This is a genomic window from Neolewinella aurantiaca (assembly GCF_008014675.1).
GTDB lineage: Bacteria > Bacteroidota > Bacteroidia > Chitinophagales > Saprospiraceae > Neolewinella > Neolewinella aurantiaca.
This window is the reverse complement of sequence record NZ_VOXD01000014.1, coordinates 129,140-143,821: the sequence shown is the minus strand read 5'-3', so window position 1 is coordinate 143,821 and position 14,682 is coordinate 129,140. Positions and strand designations below refer to the sequence as shown.

The 14,682-nt window shown below is 52.5% G+C and carries 10 protein-coding genes; 7 read left to right on the top strand and 3 right to left on the bottom strand.

The window, feature by feature from the left end; all coding sequences use genetic code 11:
• Positions 1-332 precede the first annotated feature (332 nt).
• A complete protein-coding gene (locus tag FUA23_RS10875) occupies positions 333-1,523 on the bottom strand; it encodes a mechanosensitive ion channel (protein ID WP_147930769.1) in 1,191 nt (396 codons plus the stop codon).
• Between the two features lie 483 nt (positions 1,524-2,006).
• On the opposite strand from FUA23_RS10875, the gene pheT reads away from it, so the two are divergent.
• The 5 genes from pheT to rny all read left to right on the top strand — a co-directional run bounded on the left by pheT (position 2,007) and on the right by rny (position 9,128).
• Entirely contained in the window at positions 2,007-4,454 is a 2,448-nt protein-coding gene (gene pheT / locus FUA23_RS10870; RefSeq protein WP_147930768.1) for a phenylalanine--tRNA ligase subunit beta, read from the top strand.
• A gap of 415 nt (positions 4,455-4,869) precedes the next feature.
• The gene (locus tag FUA23_RS10865; protein ID WP_147930767.1) at positions 4,870-6,339 is read left to right on the top strand and encodes a hypothetical protein; all 1,470 of its coding nucleotides are present in this window, start codon (positions 4,870-4,872) and stop codon (positions 6,337-6,339) included.
• Between the two features lie 251 nt (positions 6,340-6,590).
• Positions 6,591-6,914, top strand: coding sequence for a hypothetical protein (locus FUA23_RS10860; RefSeq protein WP_147930766.1), 324 nt, complete (start codon positions 6,591-6,593; stop codon positions 6,912-6,914).
• A 4-nt stretch (positions 6,915-6,918) separates the two neighbouring features.
• A complete protein-coding gene (locus tag FUA23_RS10855; RefSeq protein WP_147930765.1) occupies positions 6,919-7,221 on the top strand; it encodes a cell division protein ZapA in 303 nt (100 codons plus the stop codon).
• A 227-nt stretch (positions 7,222-7,448) separates the two neighbouring features.
• Complete coding sequence (rny, locus tag FUA23_RS10850) at positions 7,449-9,128, top strand: ribonuclease Y (protein ID WP_147930764.1); 1,680 nt, start codon at positions 7,449-7,451, stop codon at positions 9,126-9,128.
• A 418-nt stretch (positions 9,129-9,546) separates the two neighbouring features.
• On the opposite strand, the gene FUA23_RS10845 is transcribed toward rny, so the two are convergent.
• Together FUA23_RS10845 and FUA23_RS10840 are read right to left on the bottom strand one after the other, a co-directional pair.
• Positions 9,547-10,740, bottom strand: coding sequence for a thioredoxin family protein (locus FUA23_RS10845; protein WP_147930763.1), 1,194 nt, complete (start codon positions 10,738-10,740; stop codon positions 9,547-9,549).
• A 244-nt stretch (positions 10,741-10,984) separates the two neighbouring features.
• Entirely contained in the window at positions 10,985-12,358 is a 1,374-nt protein-coding gene (locus tag FUA23_RS10840; RefSeq protein ID WP_147930762.1) for an NAD-dependent epimerase/dehydratase family protein, read from the bottom strand.
• A 254-nt stretch (positions 12,359-12,612) separates the two neighbouring features.
• Here FUA23_RS10840 and FUA23_RS10835 point away from each other — a divergent pair, with 254 nt between their 5' ends.
• Both FUA23_RS10835 and FUA23_RS10830 read left to right on the top strand, forming a co-directional pair.
• Positions 12,613-13,401 carry a T9SS type A sorting domain-containing protein gene (locus FUA23_RS10835; protein ID WP_147930761.1) on the top strand — a complete coding sequence of 263 codons (789 nt, stop codon included), beginning with the start codon at positions 12,613-12,615 and terminating at the stop codon, positions 13,399-13,401.
• Positions 13,402-13,478: 77 nt separating this feature from the next.
• On the top strand, positions 13,479-14,682 hold a 1,204-nt coding region (locus tag FUA23_RS10830; RefSeq protein ID WP_222707022.1), incomplete at its 3' end, for a cohesin domain-containing protein.

Sequence of the window (14,682 nt, the reverse complement as noted above, 5' to 3'; positions counted from 1 at the left end):
GATGTCTGATATCGTGACGGCCTATCGCAACGAACGCATAGCGTATCACCTTTTGGACAAGTGTGGTGTCGACCCACACACGCCCAAAATGCAAGCGGTAATTGCAGAGCTTAAAGTCTTTGGTGCCCGAGCGGCCTAAAATCGTAGCGGACCATTGTATCACGAGATGCACTACTATCACGAACTTGCCGCTTGTCACGTCTCCCCTCTCCCGAGGAGAGGGGCCGGGGGAGAGGGGGATCCGTGCATCTCGTGATACACACATGGCCGGTTCTTGTTAAATCAGCCTCTTGTGGATCTATTCGGTTTCTTCAAACGCCCGCATTGGAATTTTAGAGACCTGGCTTGTCATTGTTGAATTTGTCGAGGATGCGTTTCATCTGCTCTCCTGCAGCCTCGCGGCCACCGAGGCCGAAGGATAGGGCTACTGCAACCGCTACTGCTCCAAGCGTAAGGCCAAAGGCAAGTTCTACGATGTTGTCGGCAATCCCCATTGTCCGTAAAGAAATAGCGAGGAAGAGCCCGAGGATGATGATGCGGGCGATGGAAGCGATGAAGGTGTCGGAGCGTCCGCTGGCCATCGTCTTGTACGCAAGGTTTGCCAGGAAATTACCGAGAACGAGAATAACCAGGCCGAAGGAGATTTGTCCGGTAAGCTCGAAAATTTCGGTAAGGATGTAGTTGAGGCGAACGAACTCAAGGCGCTCCATACCGGTGATGATACCGATGAACATGATGAAAAAGAAAACTACGTTCGCAATCAGCGAACTCATCTTCGTGTTCTCTCCAACGATGCTGCTCAGGCCGAGGCGCTCAGACATCTTGTCGGTGCCAAGACTCTCTAGCAGGCCTTTGAGCAAACCGGTGATGAACTTACCACCGATGTAAAAGACGCCAATGATGATGCCCGCTGCTATGATTTTGGGAATGGCCCCGACAAAGGTTTCCAGCATACCTTTCAGCGGATTGGTAATCGCATCGAGCTTAAGCGCGTCCAGCGCAGCAATGAGGATGGGGACGAAGATGATGATGAAGACGACCTTGGTCAGAATGTTCGTCAGGTTGATTTCAGTGCTCAGGCCGGCTCTCTGGCCCATTCTTTCCAGGAAACCTGAAGCCATGCCCACCAGACTGGAAACAATCTTGGCGATCACGTAGCCGACAAAACCAATCAAGGCTGCTGCGACAATGTTAGGGATGAATCCTAAAAAGTTATGGACCATACCGTTGAGCGGATCCATAATGCTGTTGATGCCCAGGAGGTCAAGTGCTGCCAGGAGTACCATCACCATTACGATGTAGTAAACCAGTTTGGAAAGTGCACGCTCCGGCTTGATGTCACTGCTGGTGGCAGCGGCAATTCTGTTGTCAAGGCCGGTTTTCTTGAGCAGCCGGTAAGTAAGGCTCTGTAAGATTTTAGCGATGAAGTAGCCAATGAGTAAAATCAGTAGTGCTGCTACAATCGTTGGAAGTGCTACGCCTAAACGGCCCAGCATTGATTCTATAGTGGCGGATAAGTCCATATCAGAAAGTGTTAACGGTGGAAATGAGGGGCTGACGAATAGCCGCAGGCCCGGATTGTGACCATTAGACGAAGCATGGGAGGTGAAGGGTGTGTTAACTTTCTGGGAGTCAGCCGGTTTCGTGGGGGGAAACAGGTTTTATAATGGACGAGGCCATAAAATAAGTATGTTAAAAAAATTAACAGTTGTGTTTTCAGAGGGGCTGCCTCAGCAGGATTTGCGTTCCCTGTTACATTGCGGCAATTTGAGGAGTCGCATACACCTGGCCAGAGTGGTGAGGGGAAATTAGTACGAAAGCAGTGGAGTGGCTGGCAAGGCGAAAAACGTAGGCAACACCTTAGTATTGGCGAGGCTTTTTAACGTAGTCAGACGCTTTGATGATCAGCAATAAACTCCCTGACTACTTTGACTTAGGTATAGTAAAGCCAAGTCTTACGAGATTAACCCCCACAATCCTCTTACACTTTTATACCTTTGCGGGCTATGAAAGTGTCACTCAACTGGCTACGCCAATACCTGGATATAAACATCGACCCTGAAGAGATAGGGCAAGTTCTGACCGGCACCGGTCTGGAAGTAGAAGGCATGGATAAAGTGGAGTCCATCCCTGGCGGATTAGCCGGAGTTGTGGTGGGCCACGTCCTGGAGTGCGGTAAGCACCCGGGAGCCGATCGCCTGAGCCTGACCAGCGTCGATACCGGAGCAGGAGAACCCGTCTCCATTGTCTGCGGAGCGCCAAATGTAGCTGCCGGGCAGTACGTAATCGTTGCCACCGTCGGGGCTATGCTGTACCCGATGAGCGGGGAACCGTTCAAAATCAAGAAAGGTAAAATCCGTGGCGAAGTGTCCATGGGGATGATCTGTGCTGAAGACGAGCTCGGCCTCGGAGAAAGTCACGACGGTATCATCGTCCTCGACAAAGAATACAAGCCGGGAACCCCCGCTGCCGAAGTTTTCGAACTCGAAGAAGACTACGTTTACGAGATCGGCCTTACGCCCAACCGCTCCGATGCAACGAACCACCTCGGGGTTGCGTTCGATCTTGCGGCCGCGCTCAACGTCAACCACGGGGCCAACGTAGCGGTACAAAAGCCCGATGTTTCTGCCTTCAAAGCCGGATCGGGTAAGCCCGTAAAGGTGACCGTTCAGGATGCCAGCCAGGCACCACGTTACGCTGGCCTTACCATCGAAAACCTCACCGTCGCACCCAGCCCGGATTGGCTGCGCACCCGGCTGCAGGCCATCGGCGTTCGCCCGATTAACAACGTTGTTGACGTTACCAACTTCGTCCTCCACGAACTCGGGCAGCCACTGCACGCTTTCGACCTCGACAAAGTAGGTGGCGGAGAAATCATCGTTGAAAAACTACCCAAGGGCACCAAATTCAACAGCCTCGATGAGGTGGAGCGCGAGCTCTCCGATGATGACCTCGTCATCTGCGACGCGAATCACCAGCCAATGTGCATCGCCGGTGTTTTCGGCGGTTTCGACAGCGGGGTGACCGACAGCACAACTAAGATTTTCCTCGAAGCGGCCCATTTCGAAGCCGGCACGACCCGCCGCAGCAGTATGCGGCATACCCTCCGCACCGATGCTGCCCGGGTGTTCGAGAAAGGAAGCGACCCCAACGTTACCGTTTACGCCCTCAAGCGGGCGGCACTTCTGCTGGAAGAGCTTGCCGGAGGCAAGGTGACAAGCGAACTACTCGATCTTTACCCCAACCCGATTAAGCCGCTCGAAGTGCGGGTGCGCGACCAACGGGTTGTCGACGTGATTGGTGCCGATCTGGCGCGGCCGCAGGTGCAAAGTATCCTTGAAAGCATGGGGATGGAGATTACTTCCTCGGACGATGCTGGCTTCACCGTCGCGGTGCCAACGAATAAAAGCGAAGTGACGCGCGAGATTGACGTCATCGAAGAAATCCTCCGCATCTACGGCTTCGACAATGTTCCGATCCCCCAGATGATCACCACCGCAATGATCGTCGCGCCGCAGCCCGATCCCAACTATATCCGAGAGCTCACCGGCGACCTCCTGGCCGCCAACGGCTACTACGAAATGATGGCCCTCAGCCTCGACGAAAGCCGTTTCTACGGCGAAGTTGAAGAAGGCAAGCAGCAGGAAGGCCTCGTGTACATCAACAACACCTCCAACGTTCACCTCGACGTGATGCGCCCCGGTATGCTGCAAAGCGCCCTCGGTGCTGTAGCCCATAACCTGAACCGCCAGCAGAACGATCTGCGGTTATTCGAGTTTGGCCGCAGTTACCACCTGAAAGGAGAGAAGTACACCGAGGTGAACCACCTCACGCTTACCCTCTCCGGGCGGAAACAGCAAGAAACCTGGCACCCCGAGCCTAAAGGCAAAAATGCCGCAGGCTTTTACACCGTAAAAGCAGCCGTGGAATTGATCTTTCAGCGCCTTGGCATTGATAATTACCGGACTTCGGAAGCCCCGGCCGACGAATTCAGCTACGGTATTCAGTACCATAAGGGGCCGATGGTGCTGGCTAACTTTGGTGCTGTCCTCCCATTGCACCTGCGTGCGCGCCAAATCAAAACCGACGTTTTCTACGCCGACATCAACTGGGACAACGTGATGAAGGTGCTGCCCAAGAAGCCGGTTCAGGTGAAGACGCCAAGCAAATTCCCAAGCCTGCGCCGCGATCTCGCTCTGATTCTGGACAAGCGCGTCACCTTCGCCGACGTAGAACGCCTGGCCCGTAAAGCCGAAAAGAAACTTCTCACCGAAGTCAACCTCTTCGACGTCTACGAGAACGAAGACCAGCTTGGTGCCGGCAAGAAGTCGTACGCCGTCAGCTTCCAGCTGGAAAGCGACGAGCAGACGCTCAACGATAAACAGGTAGATAAAGTAATGAAGTCTATCGAAGGTTCGCTGACCAAGCAGCTGGGTGCAGAGGTGCGGCGGTAAATGACAGGTCGTTTAGGTTTTATTTGGCGCAGCCAGGGGCAGATTTCCCCTGGCTGCGCCATTGTTTATTGCCCGGGAATGGGTGCGGTTAGGTGTATACACCTAATCCTCAGCGTATTTGTACTCAAATATGTAGCGAAATAATGTCTGTTGACCATAAGAACATAAATTTGAAGGGTAATAACAATTCGCGCTCCGGTTGGTAAGCTACCACCGAATTAGCCGTAGATTTTAGCGTATAAACAAAGCTGTCCGCAAAAAGCCAAAGCACCTTTCCGAGAGGGTAGCCCTTCTGACCCACTTCAGATAAAAACGAAATAACGAGTACTTCCTGCTGTGACCAGCGGGCAGACTCTCTCTGTCCATGACTAGACAGACCGCCTTACCAATTGTCATATCTAAAAACTTATCCACTATGCATACTTTGAAAGCAATTCTTTTTACCTGCGCGCTGGCACTTTCCTGCGGCCTTATGGCTCAGACCTACGCGGCCGGGCAGGTCATTGAACACCTGGAAGTTGCTCCGGGGAAAGGCCAGGCTGTTCTCGATTGGCTGAAAACGATCAAAGAGACCTATTCTGCTAATCCGGAGGTACTGAAACAACCCATGGCCGTTTACCAGTACGATGATAGCTCCGTTGACATAATCTTCGAGGTTAATGATATGGCCGGTTCAGATCGCCTCGACGCTGTGTTGGATCATGCCATGATGAGCCTACCCACCGAGAAAAGGAACGACCTTTGGAACATTGACCACGTTGGCAGCATCATCACCTCTTGGCAAGACGAGGTAAAGGAGTGTATTGAATGGCTCAGCTTCGAACCCGCTGATCCCGGTTTTGAAGGCTCGGCTCCGTACGTGGAAGTGATAACGTACCGCCACCGAATGGGCGATCAGGAAAAGATCAGTGCGCTCGCTGCTGAATCCGTGGCGTTTTCTCAAAAAAACAATATGCAGCAGCAGTATCAGTTCGTCGTGAACAAATTTGGTGGCGAGGCCAATACCTTTCAGATCGTAAACCAGGCTAAGAGTGCCGAGGACCTGGCCCGGCGCAAAGCCGCCGATAGCAAAGTAGCCATGGCTGAACAAAAGGCCTGGTGGGCTAAAGTTGAACCTCTGGTCGAAAAAGTCAGTGTCCGTACTGGTCGCTACTTACCCGAACTGTCTATTGAAGTAGAAGAAAAGCCTTATAAGTTTTTCTTCGTAGCAAAGGACCAGTTCCCCGCCGAGAAGACCGCAGAACTTACCGATGTGTACGGGAAGCTTATAAAAGCGCTGCGGGATGCGGGGGCGGACTTTTATTGGAATACCGACTATATGGAAGACGGAGCATTGTACCAATCTACGCCCATTGAGCATATGTCTGACCTGGACGTAATGATGGAAGACGTTAACAAGCGCGCTTACCAACTGAAAGCTGAAGACAGGCAGACGCTTGGAGCCGCATTTTATGCGCTCCCCTCTACCCGTAGTATGTGGGTTGTTGAATATCATTCCGATTTGAGCTACCTCGATCCTGTCGCCCGGAATCCGGAGCAGTTTACTCACTTCGCTCAAATCGAATACACGTTTGCCCCTGAAGACAGGGCCAGCGTGATGGAGATCGCTAAAGAAGGTGTTGAACTTTATCGTAATGCTAAGGCAACGCAACCCTTTCAGGTGTATTCCTACGCCTTTGGTGGTGCCGATAATGTTTTAGTTGCTCGTTTTTTCGGAACATCGGTGGAAGACACACGAGTCCGCAGTGAGCAAACCATAAAAGCTATTGGTGGAGCTTACGAGCCCTTCATGAAAAGATTCGATAAAATCATGACTGCCTCCAAGCCTGTCATGGGGCGGCAGGCTCCGGAACTCTCTTATCAACCTCAGACTGCCAAGCGATAAATAATAGCCTGTCAGGACATTAGCCAAAGAAGAGCCGTTGAATCGCCAAGAGGATTCAACGGCTCTTCTGTATAGAGTACACAATGTTGGAGATGAGTTTTCAAACCTGCAGGCCGATCAATCTTGCTGCCTGGCCTGACTCCGTCAGCAATCTTCCTGTCTACTCATCGTTAATCCTCAAAATCGTAGTATCTTGCCCCGAATATACCGCTGGTACCTTATCATTGGCGGTATTTTGAAACTCAAACTAAATGCAACCTCTAGCAATACTAGACGGCTTAGAAATAAAACTCCGGCAACTGAGCGCTGCAGCAGACCGCCAACGGGCGGACTACGAGCGCATAGTAGCCGAAAATCAACAACTCAAGCAAGCGCTCGACCGCCAGACTGGCATCGTGAGCTCGCTAAAGGATAAACTTGAACGCGGCCAGCCCGACAATGCTGAAACCTCTGAAGACGAAACCACGGACGTTGCAACAAGTAACACCGCGGCCCTCAGTAAGCAACAGCGGGAAACCATCGAATTCTGCCTGAAGGAGGTAGACCGGTGTCTGGAATGGCTGCAACGGAACTAACCCAATGGCATCATCCTCTTCGGATAAAAACTCCATCCTCGTGGTCGTAGCCGGCCGCCCGTACCCTCTCCGCGTTGAAGCGCAGGAGGAGGGAGATGTACGTGCACTCGTGAAGGAAATCAACGAACGGTTCAATGATTTTCAGGTCAAATTTTCCGACCGCGACACCCAGGATTGCCTCGTGATGACTCTCCTTACCTACGCCGACGAACTCCGTAGTGCCCGCAACCTGGCGGATACAAGCCTGGACGGCGAACTGGCGCACCGGCTTAAAGCACTGGATGCTATTGTTGAAGGAATGCTTTAAGGGGTGTTTGATTCCTGATCCGCTGCCGCTGAATCTTTATCCTTCCGATGTAAAGTTGATTTTTTGAGTACTTATGGTGTCCTGGCAATGCCTCCAGCGACTCCCCTCTCCCGAGGATTTCGAACGGAACGCGAAGCAGTTCCCTGAGAAGTCGCGAAGCTAAAGAGGGCAGGAGCGAAGGTTACGTCCGGCGCTTATTTATTCACTCATTACAATCACCGAAACAAATGGATTATATATACGCCATTGCCGCTCTGATAGTCGGCGTTATTGGCACTTACTTTGTGGTTGGCGGCAAACAAAAGCAAGCCAATGCCATCCAGGACGAGTCTCACAAGCGTGAAGCCGAAAAGATTCTGGCCGAAGCCAAGCTACAGGCCGAGAAGACAATCTCTGAAGCAAAGTTGAAGGCCGAGAAGACCTTCTCCGAGTTTAAGGACAAACAGGAGGCTTTCAAGAAGCAAAAAATTAAGGAGAGCCGCGAGAAATTCCAACGCTTCAAAGAAGAGTTTAAGCAGGAAAAAGAAGACGAACTGGTAGAGCTAAAGGCGAAGCGGGAGGCACTGCGTGAAGAAGCCGCAGCGATGAAAGAAGAGCGTGCCGGATTCAACTCAGAGCGTGCCGAAATTGCTAAAGAGCAAAAAGCGCTTGTTCAGGAAGAGCAAAAGCTCAATGAGCGTACCAAAATTCTCGATCAGGAAATTGCCCTCGCCAAAGAGAAGCAACAGGAACTTGACTCTCAGCATGATCGCTTCACCAAAGAGCTGGAACAAATCGCCGGCCTGAGCCAGGCCGAGGCCAAAAGCCGCCTCCTGGAAGAGGTGAAGAACAAGACCGCCAACGAGGCCCTCAACCTTAAGCGTGAGCTTCTGGAAGAAGCCAAAGAAGACGCAGCCAAAGACGCTCGCAAAGTAGTCATCAATACCATCCAGCGGATGTGCGCTGAGATGACCATCGAGAATACGGTTTCCGTATTCGCTCTCGATGACGACAAGGTTAAAGGCCAGATTATCGGCCGCGAAGGACGTAACATCCGCGCCATCGAAGCCGCTACCGGAGCCGAACTGGTCGTAGACGATACGCCGGAGACAATCGTGATTTCCAGCTTCGACCCTATTCGTCGCGAAATCGCCCGCCTCTCCCTCAAACGACTCGTTACTGACGGCCGCATTCACCCCGCCCGTGTGGAAGAAGTGGTGAATAAGACCAAAAAAGAACTCAAGCAGCAGATCATGGAGATCGGCAAGAAGACCGTAGTCGAACTCGACATTCACGGTTTGCCGAACGAACTGATCCGTTACGTCGGCCGGATGCGTTTCCGTTCCAGTTACGGCCAGAACCTGTTGAAGCACTCCGTCGAAACAGCTCACCTTTGTGCTACGATGGCCGCCGAAATGGGCCTCAACAAGAAACAGGTGAAAATGGCGAAGCGCGCAGGATTGCTTCATGACATCGGTAAAGTAGCCGAAGAAGACAGCGAACTGAGCCACGCACTCTACGGTATGGCCCTCGCCGAAAAACTCAAGGAACACCCCATCGTAATCAACGCCATCGGTGCCCACCACGACGAGATCGAGATGAACAATATCATCTCCCCGATCGTCCAGGCTTGTGATGCCATCAGCGGCGCCCGTCCCGGCGCCCGCCGCGAAGTGCTCGACGGATACATCAACCGGATCAAAGAGCTGGAAGAGATCGCTAAGAAGAACCCGGGCGTTGAGTCCGCCTTCGCTATGCAGGCCGGTCGTGAACTCCGGATCATCGTTGAAGCCGATAAGGTTTCTGACCAGCACGCCGACGAACTGAGCTTCAAGATCAGCCAGGAAATTCAGGAATCTATGCAGTATCCCGGTCAGATCAAAGTTATGGTCATCCGCGAGAAGCGAGCGGTTTCGTTTGCCCGCTAAGGCAGGCCCGGCTTCAGCCGGAGGCTAAAAAACAAAAGGGTCGTCAGCGTTTTGCTGGCGGCCCTTTTTTGGGAGTTGATCCTTCGTTGGTTAATCAATGGCACTGTATTGCCGAAGGAGTTCTTTCCGTTTGATGGTGACAAATGACAAGGCCCACCGGGCGGGTGGCTTACGGCAGGGTAATCGTTTTTGGGGGATTGCCAGTGCTGTTCGGCAGCCTTCAGGCTGCGGTTTTCTGTTCTTCAGCCCGGAATGTTGAATGAGGACAGATTTGATCGCATCAGTCTGATTGTTTTTTACGCTAAAGCATGACGAGCAGCAGTCTAAAGACTGCTGAACAGAAGCTTAAATAAACAAAAACGGACGCCCCCCGAAGGAGAGCGTCCGTAATTGAGAAGAGGTAAAAGCCGTTGGCTGATTACTTCTCGTCGAGGATTGTGGCTGTTTCGCTGTAATCCTGCCCTTCTGCTTTGGCGAGTTCGATGGCTTCCTTAGCGGTTTTTCTGGCCATCTTTTTATTGCCGGTTTTGTTGTAGAGCCACGCCAGGGTGTCCATGTTGGCGTAGCCTTTTTCCAGTTCTACGGATTGCTTGGCCCAGTTGAGCGCTTGCTTGAGGTATTCCTGGTTGTCGCTGGATTCAAATACATTCCATGCTACGGCGTTCAACTCCATGGCGCTGTCGCTTCCGTACGTACTGTAGTACTTGACGGCGGCGGGCAGGTAGGCTTCATTGTCGCCCACCTGTTCGGCACGCAGCATGGTGTAATGATCGATGAGGCGCTGGGTTATGGAACCACCGTACTGTTTGTAATCGTCGGCGATCTCAGCGACTTCGGGGAGTGTACGGGTTTGGTTGGTTTTCATGTAATTGCCGATGATGGCTTGCTGCATGGTCATCACGAAACTCCCTGCACCAGCTACTTCCATTGCTTTGTCTGCATTGCTTGTGAGGTAGTTCATGCGCTTACCGCCCAGTTCTCCCGGGTTGGTGATGAGGAGCTCCATGGTGGCGGGGTCAGACCAGTCTTCCTTCATGTCGAGGTATTCGCCGGAGACCTTATTGGCCTTCTTTTGCTCGTATACTTTCGTAAGCACCTGACTGTACTCCGCGAGGAATTCTTCGCTGCGGTCGCCGTCGTCGTAGCGTTTGTTCAAAACGCCAAGGCTGTTTTCTCCGGAGGCTGCATCGGCCAGAGCGAGGAATTCTTCCTGGGGGATATAACCGATGCCTTTGTGTACAATGTCGCCGTTGCCGTCAACGAAAAGGTAAGTAGGGTAGGCCATCACGCTGTAGCGTTGGGCGAGGCCGGGGCCTTCTCCCTTTTCCATGTCGAACTTAGCGTTGATAAAGCGCTCGTTGTAGACTTCGCCTACTTTTGCTTCGGGGAAAACCTTGGCGGCCATCATCTTACAGGGGCCACACCAGGTTGTGTAAGCATCGATGAAAATGATTTTTCTTTCTTTTTTGGCGAGGTCCAGGAGTTGCTGAAAAGGCATTTCGACGAACTTCATGCCTTCAGTAGCAGCACCGATGTTGGCGACCGTCGATTTGTTTTGAGCAAAAATGCTCAACGACAGGGCGCAAAGCAGGAGGAGGAAAAAATTCTTCATATTAATCGGTGGGTTGATTTGTAATGCCAAAATAATGGTTTTTTCGCATTACTACCAGAACGAAGCTCGTTTTATGATTGTTTTACGACAATTGTAGTATTGTTGACGTGTTGAGTCTTCTTATAAATTACGGCGGGGCCGCAGGTGCACTGACCGTTGAAGGGCAGGGCTGCGAAGCAGCTGCGGTATTTGCCTTTTGATCCTTGTTTTGCAACCAATTTTTGCACCTGCGGCCGCGCCTCATTTACTTTTTAGCGAGGTACTCCCCGAATTTGTCCATCACGAAAGCATGGGCCCGTGCCTGGGTCTGGGTGTATACGTACCACGGCAATGAAGGCGCAAACTCGTGGATGGCCGAGATGACGTATTCTCCGTTAAGTACCCTTCGGAACTCGAGCCAGCCGTAATCTTTTCGCTTCACGAGTTTGCCGCCGTTGATGTAAAATAGTTGCCGGTTATCATCGCTCCGGTCGGGGATAAATTCGAGTTGCAGCAACCCTACGCCAAGGAGGCTGAATACGGAGACGTTGTTTTCGCTGGTGACGCTGATCAGCGTCCGGAAGTAGGCGGGTAGCCACTGTTGATAGGTCCGTGCGACATAAGTAGCGGTGTGCTGATGGGGGTTGGGTAGCCGCTGCACACTACGAACGGTATTTTTCTCTTTCTTTTCGGAACGGTCCCGTTTGGGTAATGCCGAAAGCTTTTCTTTTCCCTCCAGTGCCCGTTGGGCCGCAGTCCGGAAATCGTCGCGTTCGGGGAAGGCGTCCAGTAATTCGTTGGGCTTGCAGACCAGGTCGTGCTGGAGGCTTTCGATGAGGGGCGAAACGAGTTCCCGGCTGGAATCTGTGAATAGCGCAACCCACATTTTTGAGAGTCCCGGGCTAAAGTATTTCACAGGCCGCACGACGCGCTTTTTGCCCAGCAGTTCGGCCGTCGTTTCAATCATGGCCATGTAGTTGGTGGCTTCGGGGCCACCGATGTCGAAGGTGCGCCCGAAGAAACGCTCCCTCCCGAGGCTATACCTCATCATTTTGAGGGTGTCGTTCAGGGACACCGGCTGGGTCGCCGACTGGCACCACGCCGGACAAATCAGAACCGGCAACCGCTCGACCAACTTGCGGATCATGGTGAAAGAAGACCCTCCGGCTCCAACTACGATGCCCGCCCGGAGGGTGGTGACCGGGGTGCCGGCCTGGCCAAGAGCCTGTTCTACTTCCCAGCGGCTGCGCAGATGGCGACTGAGTTCGTCGACGGATTCGTACTCGGGGAGTAACCCGCCCATGAAGAGGATCTGCTTGAGGCCATTGGCCTGGGCGGCGCGGCCGAAATTGTCGGCCAGCAACAGGTCGGTATCCTCAAAATCACCCTGGTGCAGACGGGTACTCGGTTGCATAGAGTGAACGAGGTAAATGGCGTAATCGGCGCCGGAGAGCGCCGCTTCGGTGCTGGTGAGCGAGTAGAGTTCAACCTGTCTCCACTCAGCCTTGTCGTAACCGGCATCAGGAATCATCTGGCTGCGGCTGAGGGCGATGATGTTGAACTCGTGGTGGTAGCGCTCGATGAACCAGCGGCCGATGAAGCCGGTAGCTCCGGCAATTACTATTGTAGGACGGGACATACTTGTTGAAGAGCAGACCAGTAGAGTTTGTTCAACCGGCCGGCTGGTACCGGCGCAGATTTCAGAGGCTGTAAGCACCGGCTAGCAACATTAAGGTGCCCGGCAGGGGCTGATTACCACTCATTTTGCGGCCATTAACAATCTTTGCTCCTGCGGGCCAGCATTCTGTTATGTCCACCAAGTTGAAAATAGCTACCTTAGCGGTGCTTTAAGAATAGGCACTCCGGTGCTGTGTTATTTATAATCCCGAATCGATGAACATACCAACCTCACTTTGGCGCACGCCAGGGATAGTAATCCTTGTGTTGATGCTGCTGCCACTCACTGGCCAAAACGCTGAATTTTTCGTAGAAGACCTCACCGCTGAATCGGGGGGGCAAATCTCTGTCAACGTACGGGCCAACGGTATGTCGGAACTGGTAGGCATTCAGTTCTCTCTGAGCTGGGACACCGAAGTACTGGAGTATGTTGATGTCAGTAATATTGTCCTTAATGGTGCGATAGACGAAAACTTCAATCAGACCCAGTTAGATGAAGGACGTATCGGTTACCTGGAAGTAGACAGTAATCTTGAAGGCTTCGCACTCGAAGACAGCGTGATTCTGTTCTCCCTCAATTTTATGCCAAAGAGTAACCTTTCGGCGGTTACTGAAATCTCTTTCAGTGAGATGCCGCTTAGATTCAGCGGTATGGACGTGATGAACAACCGTATCGATACGATTACAACCAACGGTGTCATAAATCTGGAAGGTACGAATGCCGTAAGTGCTTTCGCCGAAGACCCTCGCTTTACGGTTTCTCCGAACCCCTTCACACGCTTTGTAAGGGTGCAAACCAGCCTGAACTACAGCGGGCCGGCTACACTGGAAATTCTGGACCTCTCCGGCCGGCTGCTGAGCAGCCGCAAAATGAACATCGCCGCCCGCAACAGTACGACGGAACTACAGGCCGGGGACTTCCCAGGTCAGGGCGCCTACATCATCCGTCTCATTACCGATCGTGAGCAACTGCACCGCAAGGTGATCCTGCACGGCAGGGAATAAATTGTATACAAAGAGTCTTAGTCTCTCCGCCGGCGAAACCGGCCGTTTTATATCTTAATCCCAAACTGATAACTTAGATGAGAAATTTTTACACCCTGCTGCTGAGTGGGCTGCTCCTTTGCCTTACGGCCGGCTTGAACGGACAAACACTCGGCATCAGCCTTTCCGACGTAGACGGAGAGGTCGGCGAAACTGTTTGTCTTGATCTCATAGGCGAGAACTTCGTCGGCATTTCCGGCATGCAGTTCAGTATTACCTACGACACCCTCGTGCTGGAGTATGTTTCCGCTACCGGCAACATCAACGGCAACAACGTCTCCTTAATCAATAACTCCAACCGCCCGGAAGTCATCCGTGTGGTTTATGCTCCTTTTAGCTCCACGGGGTATACTGATCCTGGCCCATTTGTTATCGGTCAGATCTGCTTCCGCATCCTTCAGGAGGTGGAGACGGAGGTGGAAATCGGCAGTAGCCCGACTCCGCTCGAATTTACCGATGACGAGGGTAATATCTTCGAGGATGAAGATGATGTCAACATCACGAACGGTACGGTCAACTCTGGCGTAGTAGGAATGGCAACTTGTACCGATGGTGTTCAGAACGGCAGCGAAACGGGTGTTGACTGTGGTGGCCCTGACTGTGCGCCGTGTATGGTTACCCCAACCTGTTCGGACGGCATCATGAATGGTAACGAAACCGGTGTTGACTGTGGTGGCCCGGATTGTGCTCCGTGTATGGTTACCCCGACTTGTTCGGACGGCATCATGAATGGTAACGAAACCGGTGTTGACTGCGGTGGCCCGGATTGTGCTCCGTGTATGGTTACCCCGACTTGTTCGGACGGTATTATGAACGGCAACGAAACCGGTGTCGACTGTGGTGGCCCGGATTGTGCTCCGTGTACGGCCGATGAATGTGGTGCTGGCTCCAGTCAGTTCAACCTCTGTATCGAAGATGTTTGTGACATTGCGGTCAACGCTGCTTTTTGTCTCGACATCACGGTGAGCAACTTCACCAATATCACCGGCCTTCAGTTTGAACTGAATTACCCGGCTGCGAATCTGGAATACACCAGTTTTACCTCCCCGTCGGCGCTGGGTGCCGCACTACAGCTCAACGAGAACGCAGACGGCGACATCAGAGCCATTTACATCGACAGCGATCAGAGCGGCGAATCGCTTCCGGACAATACTGTACTCGCAACCATTTGCTTTACCAACGAGACTGCTTCGACTACCGTAATTGAAGTGGCTTCGTTACAGGTAGGAGATACCGACGGAA